Genomic DNA, 19,705 nt, shown 5'->3' with positions numbered 1-19,705 from the left:
GAATGTCTTGTGAGCGAGCTTGCGAGCGATCCGAAGTCACAGCGCCTGCGCGCTGCGTTGGTTCACGACGGGCCGGTCGAGCGTCGGGGGACCACGGCCGGTGAGGTGGGTATGCAGAGAGAGGCCATGCGATGAGCTCCGGTCCCGACGACGAGCGCCGGCAACCCGCGGAGCCGACCTTCGCCGACGTGATGAACGCCTTCAGCTTCGACGCGGGGCGTTCGTCCCGCCGGAGGCGGTGGGGGCGCAAGCGCGGAAGCGACGTCGAAAGGCCTGAGAGCGCCGCCGTCGAGCCGCCTGCTCCTGCGGCCATGGCGGCGCCCCCGGCCGCTCCCCCGCCGGCACCGTCGCCCCAGGCGCCCTCACCCCAGGCACCGCCGCCCGGGCAGCCGCCCACGGCCCCCATCGACCTGCGCGGGGTCCCGGCCGACCAGGGCGGGCTGGAGGGCAGCGCCTCCGCGGTCCGGCCCTACGCCTGGACCCGTGGTCGCACGAAGGCAGGCCTCGATCTGGCCATCGAGGCGCTCGTCTCCACCAGCCAGCGCGCCAAGGACCAGATGGGCCTGCTTCAGCTGGAGCACCGAGCCGTCGCGGAGCTCTGCGAGCAGACCCGGTCGGTCGCCGAGGTCGCGGCTCTCCTGTCGATCCCCCTCGGGGTGGCCCGGGTGCTCCTGGGCGACATGGTGGGGCTCAACCTGGTGACCGTGCACCAGACAGCGAGCAGCACCGGCGACGAGCCGGATCTCGCACTGATGGAAAGGGTGTTGAGTGGACTCCGTCGGCTCTAGTTACCCCGGCCGCACCCCGGCGATCGCCACCGCGGCCACGATCTCCGCGAAGATCGTGGTGGCCGGCGGGTTCGGTGTCGGCAAGACGACGTTCGTCGGCTCGGTGTCCGAGATCATGCCGCTCACCACCGAAGCCGTGATGACCGAGGCCAGCGCGGGTGTCGACGACCTCGCGGCCACCCCGAACAAGCAGACCACCACGGTGGCGATGGACTTCGGTCGCGTGTCCCTCGACGCCGACCTGATCCTCTACCTGTTCGGCACGCCGGGTCAGCACCGCTTCTGGTTCATGTGGGACGACCTGGTGCGCGGCGCGATCGGGGCGGTCGTGCTGGTGGACACCCGTCGGCTCGCCGACTCGTTCGCCGCGATCGACTTCTTCGAGGACCGCGGGCTGCCGTACATCGTCGGGCTGAACTGCTTCGACGGCCTGCTGCAGCACCGCATCGAGGACGTGCGCGAAGCGATGTCGATCGACCCGAGCATTCCGATCATCACCTGCGACGCGCGCAACCGCCAGTCCACGAAGCAGACGCTGATCACGCTGGTCGAGCACGCGATGCAGACGCGGATGGCCGCCGGGGCCCGCTGAGCCACGCTCGGCGGCGCTCCGGCCCACCCCAGGTCGTCCGCTGATCGACCGACGGTGCCGAGCCGTCGGCCCTCGGCGTGCTCGCCCGCCGTCCGGCTTGGTCAGTCCTCCACCGGCGCGATGCCGGTGATGCGATGGAGGGGAACGCGGTGCAGGCCACCGTGGACCGCGTCCCGGCCCTCCACGACGCCGCCTCCCACGGAGTGCGGCACGAGCACGCGTTCGCCCGCGACGCCGTGGGCGTCGACGAACCCGATCCACACCGTGCGGTTGTCCGCCGCGGCGGAGCGCAGCACGTCGAGCGTCGAGCCGTTGGAGCCGACGGGTGCGCCCTTGCGCACGCCGGCCATCGCGTCCCCCGCCCGCATCCGCGACACCAGGGCGGCGAGCTGCTCGGCGTCCGGCTCGGGCGGCCCGCTGCGGGCCGCGGAGCGGCGGCGGGGTGAGGTCCGCCGGCCGCGGTCGGTCAGGTCGAGCACACCGCCCCCGCTGTCCTCCGCCGCCGGGCTGAAGCCCGCCGCCCGCAGCCCGTCGAGGACTTCGACGAGCGGCAGCGGGGAGACGAGCACGGTCGGGGCGATGCGCCGCAGTTCGAGCGCGGCCGCGTCCGGGTGGGCGAGCACCTCGGAGATGAGCACCTCGTCGTCGGACCGCAGGAACGAGGCGGCCGCGCCGCCGCGCAGCCGGCCGTGCCGGCGCGCCACGTCGTCGACGAGGTAGGTGAGGCTCTGCGGCACCGGGGTCGCGGAGCGCTTCGCGAACAGCTCGTGCAGGTCGGCGGCCGACCGCCCGGCGTCGAGCGCGCGGCGGATCGAGGCCTCGCTGAAGCGGTACACGGTGGCCCCGCCCGCCGACTCCACGTCGGCCACCAGGTCCAGCTCGCGGGCCAGCGCCGTCTCCAGCGGGCCCGGGGCGACCGCGGTGAGGTCGGCCTGCAGCAGGACGTGGTCGACCGGCTCGGGCAGCGTGGCGCGCAGGGCGGCGACGAGCCCGTCCGGATCGGTGAGCAGCGCCCGGCCCGGCCCGCTGATGGCGTCGAGGGCCACGACGCCCAGCACCGTGGCCTCCGCGATCACCCACGTCACGAGCTCGTCGCGCAGCCGGCCGCCGCGGCGCGGCGCGCGCCACGCGAGCAGCTCCGCGAGCGCGGCGGGCGACGCGGGGGCGGTGCCGGGCGGCAGCTCGGCGAGCCCGGCCAGCACCCGGCGGCGGTCGCGGGGCGCGAGCGGGCGGCGGACGCCGTCGGAGAGGGCCGAGATCGGACGGCCCGCGTCGTCCTTGCGGCCGACGAGCCCGGGCATCCGGGGCAGGTCCAGCCAGGCCCGCGCGATGGTGGCCCAGCGGACCTCGGGGCCGCCCGCCGCCCACACGTCCGCGGTGGTGGTGGGCACCCAGTCGGGGGTGACGCCGTCGCTCTCGCCCACGAGGTCGGCGGCGAGCGCGAGCTCGACGAGCAGGGCCGCGGTGGCCTCGTCGGTGTCCATCTCCCGGGCCGCCCGGCGCAGCTCGCGGACGCCCAACCCACCGGACCGCAGCACGGGTGGCGGGTTGTGGGCCCAGAAGTCGATCAGCAGGTCGAGCCGGCGCAGGACCTCGAGCGCGGCACCGCCCGCGGTCCGGTCGACGACGTCGGCGCCGCGGTCGACGGCCCCGATGTCCGGCGGTGCGACCGGCACCCGGCCCATCGGCCGGTCGCCGCGCAGCGCGAGGCCGACCTGCCGGGGCAGCTCGACGGTCTCGGCGTCGACCCGCACCAGCAGCCCGCGGGCGAGCAGCCGCCCCACGGGGCTGTTCGGGTCCGAGCCCGAGCGGCTGCGCCCGATGGGCGGGCCCGCGGCCAGGGCCTCCAGCACGCGGCGCTCGTCGGGGTCCACGGAGGCGAGCAGCTCGGGCAGCGCGGACGAGCCGGCGAGGCCGGCGGCGGGCCTGCCGAGGCCGCCGGGGTAGCGCGGCACCACCTCGCGCGCCGCCGGGACGAGCGAGAGCGCGTCGTCGGGGCCCCACACCAGGGCGCGGGCCCGCAGGGCCTCGAGCGCAGTGCGGAACGTGTCGGCGGGCAGGTCGGGGCCGAGCAGCCGGGCGAGCTCCGAGGCGGGGACGGGCGCGGTGTCGGCGTCGGCCACGACGGCCGCCTCCAGCACGGCGAGCGTGACGCTGTCGAGGTCGTCGCAGGCGCGGTGCACGGACGCGCGGACGCCCGCCCGCGTGGCGAGCACGACGAGGTCCGCGGGTGGCGGCACGCCCAGGTCGGGGCGCAGCCGCAACAGCGTCGCCAGGGTCTCGTCGTCCTGGGCGCGCAACCAGTCGACGAGCGTCGGGTTCGGCGAGCCCGGTGTGCTCATCGGCCGATCCGATCGCGTGCCGGCGGGACGGCGGGACCGGCGGGGGCGCCGGTCACCGCCGGGCGGAACACTGACCTGGGCATCCCTTCCACGGTAGCCCGCGCCGGTCCGGGAGCCGGTGCGGGATACTGGTGGTGACCACCGAGAACGAGGAGGACATCGTGGCCGACCGCTCCCGCCGGATCGACCCGACGTGGCCGGAGCTCCCCAACGGCGAGCACCCCGTCACCGAGCTCGCCAGCCCGCGCCAGGGCTCGCTCTCCCCGTTCGGTGACGTGGAGTTCCCGCTCCCCGAGGTGCCCTACGTCCACCCCAAGACGGAGATCAACCGATAAGCCCCGCGGGGCTGCTGCTGGCCGCGGGCGCCGGCAGGCGGATGGGCCGCCCCAAGGCGCTCGTGCGCCTGGGCGGTGAGCCGCTCGTCCGGCGCGCGGTCCGGGTCCTCGCCGAGGGCGGCTGCGCGCCGCTCGTGGTCGTCGTCGGCGCGGCCGCGGACGAGGTCGAGCCGCTCCTGCCGGAAGGGGTGCGGGTCGCTCGCGCCCCGGACTGGGACGAGGGCATGGGCGCCTCGCTGCGCGCGGGGCTCGCCGCCCTCGAGGCGGTGGATCCGGTCCCGGACGCCGCGCTCGTGCACCTCGTCGACCTGCCCGGGGTGACCGCGGCGGCCGTCGCCCGCCTCGCGGCCCACGCGTCCACCGGCGCGCTCGCCCGCGCGGCCTACGACGGACGCCCGGCCCACCCGGTGCTGCTGGGGCGGGACCACTGGGCGGGCGTGCGGGGGGCGGCGCGCGGTGATGCGGGCGCCCGCACCTATCTCTCCGGGCACCCGGACCTGGAGCTCGTCGAGTGCGGTGACCTCGCGGAGCCCGACGACGTCGACACCCCGGAGCAGCTGGATCAGCTCGTCCAACGACGACTCCCGCGGTCGCACGAGGACTGACCGCGGGAGTCGTCGGGACGGCTGTCAGATGGTGAGGCGCTGACCCACCTGCAGGGAGTGCGGGTTGTTCTTGAGCGCGGGGTTCTTCTCGACCAGGGCCTTCCAGCCGCCCCGCACGTTGTGGGCGGCCGCGATCTTGGCGAGGGTGTCGCCGCGCTTGACGACGTAGTCACCGCTGGTCGAGGTCCCCTGGGAGGCCAGGCGCACCTGGTCGCCGGAGTCGGGGCGGGCCGGGGCGTCGCGCTGGGTGGAGGAGTGGCCGCGGACGCCGGTCTTGCGCGAGCACGTCGGCCAGGCGTTCCAGCCCTGCTTGGCCAGGACGCGCTCGGCGACGACGATCTGCTCCTCGCGGCTGGCCTGGTGGGCCATCGGCGCGAACTCCTTGCCGCCGAAGGCACGCCAGGTGGACGGGGTGAACTGGAGGCCGCCGTAGAAGCCGTTACCGGTGTTGATGTTCCACCGACCGCCGCTCTCGCACTGGGCGAGCTTGTCCCACGCCGAATCGGGAGCTGCGTTGGCGGGCGCTGCGACGAGCAGCGGGGCGCCGGCGACGGCACCTGCGACAGCGGTGCGGGCGAGGGTCCGACCGGTCCTGCTCGGGGCACGGTGACGGCCGCGGTAGCGGGCCATGGTGCAACTCCGTGCGCTGCGCTTCCGGACGTCGACCGCCGGGGAGCTGGCGGTGCGGCCCGTTCGGCCGCGGTCCGTTACCTGTCCCGCGCTCTGTCGGGGGCGGGGCCGGGGATCGCCGGACAGGTGAGCGCTGCGATCTCCGGGGTCCGTTCGGATCTGGGGCATCCGGCCGGACCGAGAGCGGACGTTACGTCCGGACCTCTCGATCGGGAACCCCCACCGCGACCACCGGCACCTGGCGTGCGGTGAACGAACGGCGACAGCGCGTCGACTCTCCGCAGTTCAGCGGCAACATACCGATCAACGACCAAGATATTTTCAGGTTGTTAAGCAGTGTTGTAGATCACGTTTGGTTCGGCGCTCGGCGCGGCCGCCGGGCAGGTCGTAGGGTTTCGACGTGGAGCTGACCCACGTCGATGCCGCAGGCGCGGCCCGCATGGTCGACGTCACCGGCAAGGAGGCGACCGCGCGCACCGCCGTGGCCACCGGACGGCTGCGCACCACGGCCGAGGTCGTGGACCTGCTGCGCCGCGACGGGCTGCCCAAGGGCGACGCGCTCGCCACGGCCCGCATCGCCGGGATCATGGGCGCCAAGCGCACCCCGGACCTCGTGCCGCTGTGCCACCCGATCGCGTTGAGCGGGGTGGTGGTCGACCTCGAGCCGGAGGGCGACGAGGTCCGGATCCGGGCCACCGTGCGCACCACCGACCGCACGGGCGTCGAGATGGAGGCGCTGACGGCCGTGGCCGTTGCCGGCCTCGCGCTGCACGACATGGTGAAGGCCGTCGACCCGGCCGCCGTCCTCGACGGGGTCCGGGTCGAGCGCAAGGAGGGTGGCAAGACCGGCACGTGGGCCCGCCCGGAGGACAGGTCGTGAGCCGGGAGCGGACGGCCCGGGTGATCACCGCGTCGAACCGGGCGGCCGCCGGGGTCTACGCCGACCGCGGCGGCCCGATGATCGTCGATTGGCTGCGCGCCCGCGGCTACGAAACCCCGGACCCGGTGGTCGTGCCCGACGGCGAGCCGGTCGGCGAGGCGCTGCGGGCGGCCGTCGCCGACGGCGTCGACGTCGTGATCACCACCGGCGGCACCGGCATCTCGCCGACCGACGCGACCCCGGAGGTCACTCGCGCCGTGCTCGACTACGAGGTGCCGGGGCTGGCCGACGCGATCCGGACCGCGGGCGCCCCCACGGTGCCGACGGCCGTGCTGTCGCGCGGGCTCGCCGGCGTCGCGGGGCGCACACTGGTGGTGAACCTGCCCGGATCGACGGGCGGGGTTCGGGACGGCTTGTCGGTGCTGGCGGGCGTCCTCGACCACGCCGTCGACCAGCTGCGAGGAGGGGACCACCGATGAGCGGACCCGCAACCGGCGCCGCCGTGCTGCGCGCCGAGGTCGGCGAGGCGCCGCTGGACGTCGCCGAGCACGCCGCGCTCGTCGACCAGGCCGCCGCGGGGGCGGTGGTGACGTTCGCCGGGGTGGTCCGGGACCACGACGGCGGGCGTGCCGTGCGCGCCCTCGAGTACAGCGCCCACCCCACGGCGGGCAAGGTGGTGGCCGAGGTCGCCGCGGACGTCGCAGCCAGGGCCGTCGGCGTGCGGGCGATCGCGGTGAGCCACCGGATCGGCCCGCTCGGGATCGGCGACGTGGCGCTGGCCTGCGCCGTCGCCGCCGATCACCGCAAGGAGGCCTTCGCGGCCTGTGCCGAGCTGGTGGACGAGGTCAAGCGTCGCCTGCCCGTCTGGAAGCACCAGCTGTTCGCCGACGGCACCGACGAGTGGGTCGGTTCGGCCTGATCGACGGATCAGGCGGGGAGGTCAGTCGCGGCCGCGCAGGCCCAGCTTCTTCGAGCAGGCCGGCCACGCCTTCCAGCCCTGGGTCTTCAGGACGCGCTCGGCGACCCTGATCTGCTCGGCCTTGCTGGCCTGGTGGGCCATGCCCTTGCCACCGTGGGCGCGCCAAGTCCGGTGGCTGAACTGCAGCCCACCGTAGTAGCCGTTACCCGTATTGATCTTCCAGTTGCCACCGCTCTCGCACTTGGCGAGCTTGTCCCAGGTCGACACCGGGGCCGCGTCCGCGGTACCGGCGACGGCAAGGGGAGCGCCGACCGCAATAGCCCCGACAACAGCCAGTCGTGCCAGCTTTCGGCCCAGGCGAGAATCCGGTCGTGAGGTCATTTTCGATCTTCTCCTGATCGCACCCACGAGTGAACGCGCTCGTCAACGGCGCCCGGAGGGGTCCGGGCAGTGCGCGTTCAGCGATCATGAATGGCGCGGGGGAAGGCCATCATGCGCGCCGCGCTCGCCCCAGTCCCGTCATCTGCTCGACGGACCGGAACCGCGGGACTGGGTCTGGGCGCGACGGTTCCGGATGCATTTTTCGATCGAACCTTCCGGCTCGACCGCTCGTTGACCGTACGAGCAGGGTTGGGCGAATCGTCAAACTCTCACGGCGTGAGCAAAATCACGCAGGGGTCCTGGTTGGGGTGACGAGAAATGGAAATCCCCAGGTCAACGAGGGTGTGATCACGGATCGATCACGACGAATGCAATATTCCCAACCCGGAAGTATTCCCGATTGAGTGACGTCTGCGAAGTAACGCTGCGTGATCGTCTGGCTACCCACCGACCATGACAGCGCTCACCAGTGGTGGCTGGTCCGCGCCCGTTCCGTCATGCTGGAACCGTGACAGAACGCCCCTCGAACGCCGCGGGGTCGCCCGCGGAGCTGGCGGCGGCCCTGCGCTCCACCGGCTACCTGGCCGACGACGGACTCGCCACGGCCGCGTTCCTCGCCATGCAGATGAACCGTCCGCTGTTCTGCGAGGGGGAGCCGGGCACGGGCAAGACCGCGCTGGCGCAGGCGCTCGCCCAGGTGCTGGGCGCCGACCTGATCCGGCTGCAGTGCCACGACGGCATCGACGCTTCCCAGGCCCTCTACGACTGGGACTTCCCGCGACAGCTCCTGCACCTGCGCGCGCTGGAGGCGGCGGCGTCGGCCACCGGGGAGACCCTCGACGCCGACGCGGTCGAGGCCTCGCTCTACGACCCGCGCTTCCTGCTCGCCCGCCCCATCCTGCGCGCGCTGCAGACCAGCCCGAGCGTGCTGCTGATCGACGAGATCGACCGCGCCGACGACGAGTTCGAGGCCTTCCTCCTCGAGGTGCTCACCGAGCACGCCGTCTCGATCCCCGAGGTCGGTGAGGTGAGGGCCAAGGAGCCCCCGCTGGTCGTCCTCACCTCCAACCGCACGCGCGAGGTGCACGACGCGCTCAAGCGGCGCTGCCTCTACCTCTGGCTCGACCACCCGGACCTGCAGCGCGAGATCGAGATCCTGCACGCCCGGCTGCCCGGCGTGCCGGAGCGGCTCGCGGCCCAGGTCGCGGGCGCGGTGCGCAAGCTGCGGCAGGCCGACCTGCTCAAGCCGCCCGGCGTCGCCGAGACGATCGACTGGGCGCGGGCGCTGCAGCTCGTCGGCGCCCGCCACCTCGACGTCGACACCGCGGCCGCCACCCTCGGCGCCGTCCTCAAGTACCGCGAGGACGCCGACCGCATCCGCAACCAGCTGGACACCCTGCTCGCGTCCTGACGGATGGCACCCACGTCGACCCCGCAGCAGACCACGGACCCGCTCCCCGGGCTCGTGGGGTTCACGGTCGTCCTGCGCAACGCGGGGCTCGCCATCACCACCGACCGGGTCGCGGCCTTCCTCTCCGCGCTCGACACCCTCGACGTCACCGACCGGACGCAGACGTACTGGGCGGGGCGGCTCACCCTCTGCTCCGACCCCGACGACCTGCCGCGCTACGACCAGGCCTTCGCCAGCTGGTTCGAGCCGGGCCAGGGCGGGCGCACCCAGGTGCGCGACGAGCGGCCGCCGCCGCCCCCGCGGCTGGCCGCGCTCACGCCCGAGGACGCCGAGGGCGGCGAGGAGGCGTCGGATGCGCGGCAGATCCACGCCAAGGCCAGTGGCACGGAGATCCTGCGCCACCGCGACCTCGGCGAGCTCACCGCCGCCGAGCGGGAGCACCTGCGTCGGCTGATGGCGCTGCTGCAGCCGGAGATGCCGAAGCGGGCGTCGCGGCGGCTGCGCCCGTCGGCCCACGGCGGCACCGATCCGCGCCGCACCCTCCGGGCCGCCCTGCGCAACCACGGCGAGCTGCGCGAACTGCTCCGCCGCGACCGGTCGCGGCGGGCCCGGCGGGTCGTGCTGCTGATCGACGTCTCCGGCTCGATGGAGCCCTACGCCGACGCGCTGCTGCGCTTCGCGCACGTGGTCGTCCGGCGGGCGCCCGCCGCGGTCGAGGCCTTCACCCTCGGCACGCGGCTCACCCGCATCACCCGGGAGCTGCGGATGCGCGACCCCGAGCGCGCGCTCGCCGCCGCGTCGAAGGCGATCCCGGACTGGTCGGGCGGCACCCGGCTCGGCGAGGTGCTGCGGGCGTTCGTCGACCGGTGGGGGCAGCGCGGCGCCGCGCGGCGGGCAGTCGTCGTCGTGTTCTCCGACGGGTGGGAGCGCGGCGAGACCGACCTGCTGCGCGAGCAGATGGCGAGGCTGCGCCGCCTCGCCCACCGCGTGGTGTGGGTGAACCCCCACGTCGGTAAGGACGGGTACGCCCCGGTGCAGGGCGGAATAGTCGCGGCCCTCCCGTTCTTGGACGACTTGTTGGCGGGCCACAGCCTGGCCACGCTGGAACGACTGCTCGAGGTGGTGCGAGATGCGTGACGTGCTGGATCAGCTCGAGGGCTGGTGGAAGAACGGGGACAGCGTCGCGCTGGCCACGGTCGTCGGGACCTACAGCTCCGCGCCTCGCCAGCCCGGGGCGTCGATGCTCGTCGGGCCCGGCGGTGAGGCGGTCGGCAGCGTCTCCGGCGGGTGCGTCGAGGGCGCCGTGTACGAGCTCGGCCAGCAGGTGCTGGCCGACGGGCGCCCGATCCTGCAGCGCTACGGGGTGTCCGACGACGACGCCTTCGCCGTCGGGCTCACCTGCGGTGGGATCATCGACATCTTCGTCGAGAAGGTCGACCGGGCGAGCTTCGAACAGCTCGGCGCCGTCGCCGACGCCGTCCGGTCCGGTTCGCCGGTCGCCGTCGCCACGGTCGTCGCCGGGCCGGCGGAGCGGCTGGGCAAGCGCCTGGTGATCTGGCCGGACCGCTCCGAGGGCGGCACCGGCTCGGAGCGCCTCGACGACGCCGTACGCGACGACGCCCGCGGCCTGCTCGACGCGGGCCGCAACGCGATGCTGCACTACGGCGTCGACGGCCAGCGCCGCGGCGAGGGCCTCGACGTGTTCGTCGAGTCGTTCGCCCCGCCGCCCCGCATGATCGTGTTCGGCGCCATCGACTTCGCCGCCGCCGTCGCCAAGATCGGTAGCTTCCTCGGCTACCGGGTGACCGTCTGCGACGCGCGGCCGGTCTTCGCCACCGCGTCCCGGTTCCCCGGGGCGAACGAGGTGGTCGTCGAGTGGCCGCACCGCTACCTCAAGGCCGAGGCGGAGGCGGGCCGGATCGACGGCCGCACCGCTTTGTGCGTGCTCACCCACGACCCGAAGTTCGACGTCCCGCTGCTCGAGGTCGCGCTGCGGCTGCCCGAGGTGGGCTACATCGGGGCGATGGGTTCGCGGCGCACGCACGAGGACCGGATCGCGCGCCTGCGCGAGGCGGGGGTCACCGACGAGGAGATCGCCCGCATGTCGTCCCCGATCGGCCTCGACCTCGGCGCCCGCACCCCGGAGGAGACGGCGGTGTCGATCGCCGCGGAGATGATCGCCCTGCACTGGGGCGGCAAGGGCACCCGGCTCGCCGAGCGCGAGGGCCCCATCCACGCGACCGACTGACCCGCGAGCCCGACGGGCGAGTCGCGCTCTGGGTGTTGGCGAGTCGCGCTCTGGATGTCGGCGAGTCGCGGGCTGCGTGCGGGCGAGTCGCGCTCTGGGTATGGGCGAGTCGCGGGCTGGGCGCGGACGACCTGCCGGCCCGGTGCGTCGTGCGGAACACCGGTGACGGCATCCGCGTTCTCCTCCTGCGCAACGCGTGCAACGCTGTAATCCCCAGGAGGTCGCCATGGACGAGCTCGACTCCTACTCCCGAACCGTGAGCGCCGTGGCGGCCGAGCTCACCGGGCGCGTCGCGGCCGTCCGCACCGGCCGGGGCAGCGGATCCGCGGTGGTGGTGCCCGGCGAGGGCATCCTCGTCACGAACGCCCACGTCGTCGGCGAGGCGCGCTCCGGCCGCGCCGACTTCGTCGATGGCACGCAGGTGGGAGTTGCCGTGGTCGGCACCGACCCGCTCTCCGATCTCGCGGTCCTGCGCGCCGACCGCCCGGGGGACCTGCCCCCGCCGGTCCGGCTGGGCGACGCCGACGGCCTCGTCGTCGGCCAGCTCGTGGTGGCCGTGGGCAACCCGCTCGGGCTCGCGGGCTCGGTGACGGCGGGCGTGGTGAGCGCGCTCGGCCGGTCCCTGCCCACCCGCAGCGGCCGCGCCGGACGGGTGGTCGAGGACGTGATCCAGACCGACGCCGCGCTGAACCCGGGCAACTCCGGCGGCGCGCTGGCCGACTCCCAGGCCCGGCTGGTCGGCATCAACACCGCGGTGGCCGGGATCGGGCTGGGGCTCGCCGTGCCGGTCAACGCCACCACGCGCCGGATCGTCCAGACGCTCCTCACCGATGGCCGGGTGCGCCGGGCCTACCTCGGCGTGGTCGGGACCCCGGCGCCGGTGCCCGCGCACGTCGCGGAGAAGTACGGGCGCAAGAACGGGCTGCGGCTCGCCGAGGTGATCAGCGGCAGCCCTGCCGCACGGGCCGGCCTGCGGGCGGGCGACCTCGTGCTCGACGTGGGGCGCACCCCCGTTCAGGACGCACAAGGCATCCAACGCCAGCTGTTCGGCGACGCGATCGGCGTCCCGCTGCCGGTCACGGTGCTGCGCAACGGGGCGATGGTCGACGTCATCGCGATCCCGACGGAGCTCAACTGACCGTCCGCGGCGCGGTCTCGGGCCGCACGGCCGGCTCGTCCGGTCGCAGCGACGCGGTGCCGGGGGGCACCTCGACCTGGTCCCGACGACCCGAGCGCCTCCGCGATGGAGGAGGGTTCCGGCTGCCACCTGTCCGACGCGGCGCGATCGTAGGTCTGGCTCCGGTGGAGCCGACTGCTGCCCGCCTCGACGAGGAACCGGTGGACTTCCTCAGCCAAGCCGGCGCGGCATCGCACTACGGAGAGTGATGGCTGGGGTCAGCGGCGCTCGCGGATCACTTCGGCCATCCGACCGATCGAGAAGAACCACGACCGGTCGTGCGCGTGCGCCAGATCGGCGAACAACGCCTGGGTCTCCGGGTGCCCGGGACCCAGCAGCGCCGCCGCGTCGTTGGCCGCTCGCTCGAGCTCGGCCGCGGCCTCCGTCGCGCGGCCGAGCAGGGCGAGGCACGCGGCGAGGTTCGCGCGTAACGCGATCACGTGTTCGGTGCGCGACCCGTGGGCCTGTTCCGCGTCGTGCAGCGCCGCGGCGAGGAGACCGAGCGCCGGCTCGACGTCCCCGAACGCGGCGCGGGCGAGCGCGTGCCCGAGCCGCGACGTCAACGTGTCGGGGTGGCTGGGGCCGAGGGCGCGGGTCCGCTCGGCCGCGACCCGCTCGGACATCGCGACCGCTTCGTCGATCCGGCCGACCGCGCGGTAGGCGGTCGCGAGCGCGTCGACGGCCGTGAGCGTGCGCGGGTCGGTCGGGCCGAAGGCGCGCGTGCGGTCCGCGACGCTCGCCTCGAGCAGAACGATGCCCTCCTGCCATGCGCCCGCCGAGAAGAGGGCGGCGCCGAGGTTGCCGGCGACGGTCAGGGTTGCGGGGGCGTCCTCCCCCAGCCCCACGCGGCACCCTTCGAGGGCGTCCCGGATGAGGGGCACCGCGTCCCGGGCGCGCCCGGCGTACCAGAGGTCGACGCCTGCGGCGTGGCGCGCGGCGGCGGCGTGCACGATTTCCGGCGTTGGGGAAAAGTTGCGGCGTCGGCGCGTCCACGGCGGCATTCGTCCTCCTTTCCTCCATTCACTCGGTCACGCGTGGAAGCGGGCGCCGCGGCGGGGGTGCGAACCGACGAGGCGTGCGGGAAACGGAGCCGGTTGGAACACGTGCCCGCTGGTCGCCGGGAAAGGGTTTCGGTGGACGGGTCGTCCGGTCCGTTGGGCGAGGCCGGGAACGCCGTCGCATTCGGCCCGCGCGGGCGCCGTTCCACGTTCGCCGCCGCGTCGCGACGTGCTGGGCGGTGGTGCAGCCGCCGATGAAGGTCCTGTCGTCGACATCGCGCTCCCGTGGCCGTGGTGCACCCGTGTTCGTCCGCCCGGGATCGGGACGTGCGCCTGTCGTCGGATCCCCGGCACCGGCTCCCGTCCGCCGGGACGGCGCCCCGTGCGTCGATCGATGGTCCCACGTGGCCCCGGGACGTCGGCATCGCCGGCGGATCGAAGATGGGTCTCGACGAAGTTGATGAACATCTGGTAGCTTCCGCGTAGCCATCTCCGGTGGGGGTGGCCGCGACTCCGGTTCGTTGGTTGCTGACTCTTCGCGACGATCGGGCCGGGGGTCCAGAGGCCGCTGGGCGTGAGTTCTCCGCCTGGCTGCGGGTCGCTGCCTCAGGCGCGACGTGCTGGTACGCCTCGTTTCGCATGTTCTCTTCCCGTGCTCTTGGCCTGCTTGCGCAGGTCGCGCACTCCTCTGTCCGCTCCACCCGACCTTCTGGGAGACCAGCTCGTGTTCACGCACCTCGCGTACGACGGGGAGGCCGCCGGCCTTCCCGCGTGTGCTGGTGCCGTGCGGCTGCGCCTCTCGTGGACGGACCGCCTCCTCCGGATCGCGCGGTGGGTCTTCGGTCTCGCCGGCGCGGTCGTGGTGCTGTGGATCGGCGCGGCGTTCCTCGCGGCGACGCCGGCGTACGCGGCGGCCGTTGCTCCGGCGGTCGCTGCCCAGGGCGCTCTCGTGAAGGGAGGTGCGAGCAGGCAGAACGATGACGACGGCGGCGATGACGACGGCGGCGATGACGACGGCGACGACGGCGGCGAGGAGAAGAAGGACAAGAAGAAGGAAAAGTCCAAGAAGAAGGACAAGAAGAAGGAGAAGTCCAAGAAGAAAGACGAGAAGAAGGACAAGAAGAAGGACGAGTCCAAGAAGAAGGATAAGAAGAAGGACGAGTCCAAGAAGAAGGACGAGAAAAAGGACAAGAAGGAGAAGGAGTCCCGCGAGGACCGCGACGAGTCGGACGAGGAATCCGACGAGGATCGCGACGAGCGGCGAGCCTCCCACTCCCGCGATGACGAGGATCGCGACGACGAGGACCGCGACAAGGACCGCGACGACAAGGATCGCGACAAGGACCGCGACGAGGATCGCGACGACAAGGACCGCGATGAGCGCTCGCGGGTGAAGAACGAGGACCGCGACGACCGCGAGGACGACCGGCGCGAGTCGAGCCGGCGCGAGGCCGGCGAGCGCGACGAGTCCGACGACGAGGCGAACGAGCGGAGCCGTCGCGGCGACGGCAACTCGGGGGGTGCGGCCGTCGAGCGTCGTGGTGGCAGCGACTCCGAGGACGACGAGGGCGACGACTCCACCGCGAAGGTCCGGGAGGTCGCCGAGCGCGGCGATGGCAAGGGCGACGGCAAGAGCATCCGGGAAGCCGTTCGGGAACGGGTGCGCGACGCCCTGGACGACACGCGGGAGCGCACCGAGCGCGCCCGGAAGCGAGCGAAGGACGCCGTCGAGAAGGCGCGCGAGAAGGCCGACCGCGACGAGCGCTCCGACGACGATGAGCGTGCCCGGAAGACCCGGGACCGCGCGGCCGACGACGAGGACGACGACCGCCGCGCCGGCAAGCCCAGCCGGGCGTCGGCGGACGAGGCGGACGACGAGAAGATCGCCCGACACGTCCGCAAGGCGCTGCGCGAGCGCGGTGAGAAGGCGCGCGAGGACGTCGAACGCGCCGTGCGCCGGATCGCCGAGGACCTGTCCGAGAGGGCCGAGCGGGCCCGCTCCTCGCGGGACCGCGACGACGACGGCGAGGACTCGGCCGAAGGCGACGGCGACCGCGAGCGGCTACGGAGCGTGATCAGCGAGCTGTCCGAGCGGGCGCGGAAGGCGAAGGCCGAGCGCGCCGATCGGAAGGACGGCGCCGACCGTCGCGGAAAGGAGCGAGCCGGCTCCGCCGACGACGGGGACGCGGCCGAGGAGGTGCTCGCCGACCTCGTCCGTCACGCGGCCGACTCCGACGAGGAGGCGGAGCGCGTCGAGAAGCGCGTCAAGAAGGCGGCCCGGCTGGCGCAGGACCTCGCCGAGGACGAGCGCGGCCGGAAGCGGTCGGACGAGTCGTCCGCCCGGGAGAAGGCGGAGCGCGCCTCGGCCGAGCTGAAGCGCGCGGTGGCCAAGAGGATCGAATCGGCGTTGGAGCACGACCGCGACGACCGCCGCGACCGCCGTGACGACCGCGAGGACCGCGGCAAGGACGTGCGGCGCCTGGTGGAGCGGGCGGTCGAGATCGCCCGCGACGCCGCCGACGGCGAGATCGACGGCGACGCCGGCAAGGCGGTCGAGAAGCTGGTGCGCGACGCCGCCCGCGAGGTCGCCGACCGGGCCACCGGCGAGAAGGGTGCGAAGAAGGGCGCCAAGCGCGCCGCGAAGGCGGCCGCCGAGGACCGGGAGGCCGTCGCCGCCCTGCTGGCCGTGAGCGATGGCAAGGACGCGACGAAGCTGTCCGACCTCGACGCCGACGAGCGTGCACGGCTGTGCGGCGACGGCGGATGCTCGGAGCGGACCACCACCGAGGTGTCCCTGCTGTCCGCGCGCGAGTTCTCGGACTCGCGGTCGCGCGCACCCCCGCGTGACGAGGACGACGACGAGGACGACGACGACCGGGAGTACGACGACTCGGCCGAGCAGACCGAACGGGTGCTCGAGAGCCGGATCGCGGTCGACAAGAGCAAGAAGAAGCTCCAACAGACGAAGAAGGCCGTCGCAGCGGGCAAGGCGACGAAGGCCGAGTACGACAAGCAGGCCGCCCGGCACGAGGAGCTGCGGCAGCAGTACGAGCTCGAGCGCGCTCAGCTCTCCGAGGACCGCGCCGAGCTGGTCGACGAGGTGGTGGACGGGCACCGCAAGCTCGACGCCGCCGAGAAGAAGCTGGAGGCCGAGAAGAAGAAGGTCGCCTCGGGCGAGGTGACCGCGGCCGCCCACAAGAAGAACGTCAAGGCGTACGAGAAGCAGCGCGACGAGGTCTACGAGGCCACCGACGAGCTGATGGACGCCACCGACCGGGACGTCGACACGGTGTCGGAGGACGACCTGGACGGTGAGGGCGCCGCGGCCGGCTGCGGCTCGGACGGTGCGTTCACCGAGTGCGGGTCGGTGTCGAGGTCCGCGGACGGCAAGCGCGACTCCGAACGACGCGTGTGCCTGTCCGGGGTCTCGTCGGGCTGCGGCGCGTCCTCGTCGGCGGGCGGCTCCTCGGCGGAGGCCTCGTGCGACGACAGCGGCTGCGGGAGCAGCGCGACCCGCCGCGGTGCCGACGGCGAGGTGACGAAGGCTTCGGCGCGGTGCGACGGCACCGGGTGCGATCTGTCCACACGCGCCGATCGAGAACGCGCGTCGGCCGAATGCGAGTCCGGCGGCGGAGGCTGCCGCACGGAGTCCACCGGTCCGGCTCGCGAGGGTGCGCCGCCGCCGGGCGGCGCGGAGCGCCGGACGGCTGCCCAGGCGGCCTGCACCGGGGCGTGCGGCACCGAGTCCTACGCGGACCGCGAGGAGGCCGAGGCCGAGTGCGAGACCGCGGGCGGCAGCTGCGACTCGAGCAGCACCGGCTCGGGTAGCGAGCGGCCCGAGGCGCAGACGGTCCTCGCCGCGGAGCTCGACGACGACGCGGCCCGGTCGGACCGCGACCAGGCGCAGCGCAAGGGCAGCAGCACCGCGCACTGCGAGGGTGCCGGCGGGTGCGGCACCTCCAGCCGGGTCGACCTCGGCGACGAGGACTCCACCGACGAAGTCGTCGCCGACGCCGACGTGGACTGCTCCGCGGCCTGCACCGGTGCCGCGAGCAGCACGACCGAGGCCGGCCACCAGGCGAACGCCGAGCAGCAGGCGGCCACCGCCGCCGCGACCCGCGGCGGGCCGGAGGCGGCCACCAACGGCACGGCGCGGTGCACCGTCTCCGGCGGCGGGTGCGAGGTCCGCAGCAGCTCCGACGCCGACGGCGACTCCGACGACTCGAGCGGCCGCAGCGACGCGGTGGTCGAGGTCGACTGCGACGAGGCCTGCACCGGCACGGGCTCTGCGAAGACCGCGGGCACCGGCCGCGGGATCGCCACCGGCGCGGAGCGCACGAGCACCGGCACCGCCTCGTGCGAGTCGGCCGGCAGCGACTGCCAGGCCTACGCCACGACCGAGGTCGACAGCGAGGCCGACGAGCAGGACGCCTGGATCGACCGGCTCACCGGTACGACGGTCCAGCCGGCGGCGCTGACCGACGGCGACGCCACGGCGTCGAGCTCGGCGGGCGCGAACGTCGACTGCGACGAGGCCACCTGCAGCGGGAAGGCGTCCAGCGCCACCACCGGCGACGTGACCGGCGCCCCCGCCCGCGCCGGTGCGGCGGCCCCGGTACGCACCACCAGCGCCTCCTCGGAGTGCGCGGCGAACGCCGGCGGCTGCGGGGTCGAGTCGAACTCCGAGGTGTCCGACCGCGCCGTCGAGATCTCGTGGTCGGACCGGATCGCGGCCGCGATCACGGGCGAGGAGCCGGCGACGCGCGAGCTCGCCGCCGCCAGCTCGGCCGGCAGCGAGGTCGACTGCGCCGCGGCTACCTGCGTCGCCTCCGGGAAGAGCACCACCTCCGGTGGCGCATCCGGTGACGTGAAGGGCGTTCGCGACAGCACCGGCACCTCCACCTGCACGGCGCACGGCGCGGGCGGCGGCTGCACCACCGCGGCCGGCACCACCGTGGCCGACCGCGACCCCGCCGAGGCCGACCCCGCGTCCGGCGTGGCGGTGGTCTCCGGCCCGGTGAGCGTGTCGCACGCGACCGCGTCGGTGGAGTGCTCCGGTGCGGCCACCGAATGCGGCGGCACCGCCACCAGCTCGACCAGCGCCCGGGACACCGGGGTGTCCCCGCACGCCCGCGGCTCGTCGGCCACCACCGAGTGCACGGTGACGGGCGGCGGCTGCTTCGGCGAGACCCGCTCCGCCGCGTCGTCGGCGCCGGACTACGTGGCGGTCGACCCGACCACCGGCGAGCCCCTGCCGGGCCAGTCGCTGTCCGGGCCCTCGTCGACCTCGTCGGCGTCCGCAAGCCTCGTGTGCGAGGCCGGCACGGTCTGCTCCGGCTCGGTCCGCACCACCTCCAGCGCGTGGGACGGCGCGGTCGCCGGCGGGAAGCCGCGCACCTCGGAGGGCACCGCCACCTGCACGAGCGGCATGGGCGGCTGCGAGGTGCAGTCCGTCTCCACGTCGTCGACGGGGCCGGGTGCGGCGCTCGCGCTGTCCGGGCCGCAGGCCGAGGGCCAGCAGATCAACACGGCCCGCCTGGTGAACGGCCCGTCCGCGGCGTCGGCGTCCGGTGCGGTGCTGATCTGCCAGGGCCAGGACGTCTGCGACGGCAAGGTCACCAGCTCGGCGAGCGCCACCGACCCGAGCGTGTCGGCGCAGCCGCGGGGTTCGCGCTCCGAGGGCTCGTGCGAGGGCGTCTCGGGCGGGCTCTGCCAGGCGGTCACCAACTCCGGCTCCTCCAGCGAGCCGAACGCGAACATCATCCGCCCGCTGGTACAGGCCCGGTCCACGGCGAACGCCACCGTGACCTCCGAGACCACCGGCGAGCAGGGGCAGGCCCCCGCCGACGGCCAGCAGGGCGGCGCGGACCAGCCGGCGACCCTGCCGGCGCCGACCGCGCCGGGTTCGAGCGCGAACTCGGGCGGCCCGACGGTGCCCGGCGCGTCGAGCTGGTCGATGGCCGCGGCCACGATGGACTGCGCCGGCGGCAGCCCGTGCATCGGCACCGCCCGCAGCTCGGCCACCGGTGAGGACGGGCCGACCGCGATGAACGGCGCGGGTGGTGCGCGCGGCCCTCCGGGGACCGGCACCTCCACCTCCAGCGGCAGCTGCATGACGACGCAGAGCGGCTGCCATGTCCAGACCGATTCCTCCGCGGGCTCCGGCCAGGTCGTGGCCGACATCATCGCGGAGCAGCAGAACAACCAGGCCGAGCAGGCCGAGCTGCAGGCGAGGGAAGCCGAGCGGCTCGCCGCGCAGGCCGCGAAGGTCGCCGCCCGCCCGGGCGCGACCGCCGCACAGAAGAAGGCCGCCGCCGACGCCGCCGCCGCGGCGAAGGAAGCGCGCGAGGTCGCCACCGAGGCCGCGAAGCTGGCCGCGAAGCCGGTGACCGACGCGCC

General features: G+C 74.3%; 14 protein-coding genes and 1 pseudogene. 11 read left to right on the top strand and 4 right to left on the bottom strand.

The window, feature by feature from the left end:
* The first annotated feature begins 311 nt into the window (after nucleotides 1-311).
* Both VKZ81_RS14990 and VKZ81_RS14985 read left to right on the top strand, forming a co-directional pair.
* Nucleotides 312-788, top strand: a complete 477-nt coding sequence (locus tag VKZ81_RS14990; protein WP_324242159.1) for a DUF742 domain-containing protein — start codon at nucleotides 312-314, stop codon at nucleotides 786-788.
* Nucleotides 769-1,380 carry a GTP-binding protein gene (locus VKZ81_RS14985; RefSeq protein ID WP_414709382.1) on the top strand — a complete coding sequence of 204 codons (612 nt, stop codon included), beginning with the start codon at nucleotides 769-771 and terminating at the stop codon, nucleotides 1,378-1,380. The genes VKZ81_RS14990 and VKZ81_RS14985 overlap by 20 nt, the downstream gene beginning before the upstream one ends.
* Before the next feature lie 101 nt (nucleotides 1,381-1,481).
* Here VKZ81_RS14985 and VKZ81_RS14980 read toward each other — a convergent pair whose 3' ends face one another.
* The gene (locus tag VKZ81_RS14980) at nucleotides 1,482-3,722 is read right to left on the bottom strand and encodes a helicase-associated domain-containing protein (RefSeq protein ID WP_324242158.1); all 2,241 of its coding nucleotides are present in this window, start codon (nucleotides 3,720-3,722) and stop codon (nucleotides 1,482-1,484) included.
* 134 nt (nucleotides 3,723-3,856) lie between these two features.
* Here VKZ81_RS14980 and VKZ81_RS14975 point away from each other — a divergent pair, with 134 nt between their 5' ends.
* A complete protein-coding gene (locus VKZ81_RS14975; RefSeq protein WP_324242157.1) occupies nucleotides 3,857-4,057 on the top strand; it encodes a hypothetical protein in 201 nt (66 codons plus the stop codon).
* Nucleotides 4,054-4,662, top strand: coding sequence for a nucleotidyltransferase family protein (locus tag VKZ81_RS14970; RefSeq protein WP_324242169.1), 609 nt, complete (start codon nucleotides 4,054-4,056; stop codon nucleotides 4,660-4,662). The genes VKZ81_RS14975 and VKZ81_RS14970 overlap by 4 nt, the downstream gene beginning before the upstream one ends.
* A 24-nt stretch (nucleotides 4,663-4,686) precedes the next feature.
* Here VKZ81_RS14970 and VKZ81_RS14965 read toward each other — a convergent pair whose 3' ends face one another.
* A complete protein-coding gene (locus tag VKZ81_RS14965; protein WP_324242156.1) occupies nucleotides 4,687-5,292 on the bottom strand; it encodes a LysM peptidoglycan-binding domain-containing protein in 606 nt (201 codons plus the stop codon).
* A gap of 400 nt (nucleotides 5,293-5,692) precedes the next feature.
* Here VKZ81_RS14965 and moaC point away from each other — a divergent pair, with 400 nt between their 5' ends.
* Nucleotides 5,693-6,172 (top strand): cyclic pyranopterin monophosphate synthase MoaC, encoded by a 480-nt coding sequence (gene moaC / locus VKZ81_RS14960; protein WP_324242155.1) that lies wholly within the window; start codon nucleotides 5,693-5,695, stop codon nucleotides 6,170-6,172.
* A 20-nt stretch (nucleotides 6,173-6,192) separates the two neighbouring features.
* Nucleotides 6,193-7,091: pseudogene (locus tag VKZ81_RS14955) on the top strand (molybdenum cofactor biosynthesis protein MoaE).
* Between the two features lie 21 nt (nucleotides 7,092-7,112).
* Here the strand turns inward: VKZ81_RS14955 and VKZ81_RS14950 are convergent.
* Entirely contained in the window at nucleotides 7,113-7,472 is a 360-nt protein-coding gene (locus VKZ81_RS14950; RefSeq protein WP_414709381.1) for a transglycosylase family protein, read from the bottom strand.
* A gap of 508 nt (nucleotides 7,473-7,980) precedes the next feature.
* On the opposite strand from VKZ81_RS14950, the gene VKZ81_RS14945 reads away from it, so the two are divergent.
* The 4 genes from VKZ81_RS14945 (at nucleotide 7,981) to VKZ81_RS14930 (ending at nucleotide 12,269) form a co-directional block, all read left to right on the top strand.
* Complete coding sequence (locus VKZ81_RS14945; RefSeq protein WP_324242154.1) at nucleotides 7,981-8,883, top strand: AAA family ATPase; 903 nt, start codon at nucleotides 7,981-7,983, stop codon at nucleotides 8,881-8,883.
* Between the two features lie 3 nt (nucleotides 8,884-8,886).
* Entirely contained in the window at nucleotides 8,887-10,020 is a 1,134-nt protein-coding gene (locus tag VKZ81_RS14940) for a vWA domain-containing protein (RefSeq protein ID WP_324242153.1), read from the top strand.
* Nucleotides 10,013-11,131 (top strand): XdhC family protein, encoded by a 1,119-nt coding sequence (locus VKZ81_RS14935; RefSeq protein ID WP_324242152.1) that lies wholly within the window; start codon nucleotides 10,013-10,015, stop codon nucleotides 11,129-11,131. The genes VKZ81_RS14940 and VKZ81_RS14935 overlap by 8 nt, the downstream gene beginning before the upstream one ends.
* A 226-nt stretch (nucleotides 11,132-11,357) precedes the next feature.
* A complete protein-coding gene (locus tag VKZ81_RS14930) occupies nucleotides 11,358-12,269 on the top strand; it encodes a S1C family serine protease (RefSeq protein WP_324242151.1) in 912 nt (303 codons plus the stop codon).
* 257 nt (nucleotides 12,270-12,526) lie between these two features.
* Here the strand turns inward: VKZ81_RS14930 and VKZ81_RS14925 are convergent, their stop codons facing one another.
* Nucleotides 12,527-13,309, bottom strand: coding sequence for a tetratricopeptide repeat protein (locus VKZ81_RS14925; RefSeq protein WP_324242150.1), 783 nt, complete (start codon nucleotides 13,307-13,309; stop codon nucleotides 12,527-12,529).
* 721 nt (nucleotides 13,310-14,030) lie between these two features.
* Between VKZ81_RS14925 and VKZ81_RS14920 the strand changes: the two genes are divergently transcribed.
* Nucleotides 14,031-19,705: hypothetical protein (locus tag VKZ81_RS14920; protein ID WP_324242149.1), on the top strand; the 5,675-nt coding region annotated here is incomplete at its 3' end.

This window comes from Pseudonocardia sp., assembly GCF_035305885.1.
In the GTDB taxonomy this organism is placed as follows: Bacteria; Actinomycetota; Actinomycetes; order Mycobacteriales; family Pseudonocardiaceae; genus Pseudonocardia.
This window is presented reverse-complemented; position numbering and strand designations above follow the sequence as displayed.

Excerpts from the sequence above, each read along its gene's own strand:
- VKZ81_RS14990 (WP_324242159.1), top strand. The coding sequence starts at position 312 with ATGGCGGCGCCCCCGGCCGCTCCCCCGCCGGCACCGTCGCCCCAGGCG.
- VKZ81_RS14980 (WP_324242158.1), bottom strand. The coding sequence starts at position 3,722 with ATGAGCACACCGGGCTCGCCGAACCCGACGCTCGTCGACTGGTTGCGC.
- VKZ81_RS14965 (WP_324242156.1), bottom strand. The coding sequence starts at position 5,292 with ATGGCCCGCTACCGCGGCCGTCACCGTGCCCCGAGCAGGACCGGTCGG.
- VKZ81_RS14950 (WP_414709381.1), bottom strand. The coding sequence starts at position 7,472 with ATGACCTCACGACCGGATTCTCGCCTGGGCCGAAAGCTGGCACGACTG.
- VKZ81_RS14940 (WP_324242153.1), top strand. The coding sequence starts at position 8,887 with ATGGCACCCACGTCGACCCCGCAGCAGACCACGGACCCGCTCCCCGGG.
- VKZ81_RS14935 (WP_324242152.1), top strand. The coding sequence starts at position 10,013 with ATGCGTGACGTGCTGGATCAGCTCGAGGGCTGGTGGAAGAACGGGGAC.
- VKZ81_RS14930 (WP_324242151.1), top strand. The coding sequence starts at position 11,358 with ATGGACGAGCTCGACTCCTACTCCCGAACCGTGAGCGCCGTGGCGGCC.
- VKZ81_RS14925 (WP_324242150.1), bottom strand. The coding sequence starts at position 13,309 with ATGCCGCCGTGGACGCGCCGACGCCGCAACTTTTCCCCAACGCCGGAA.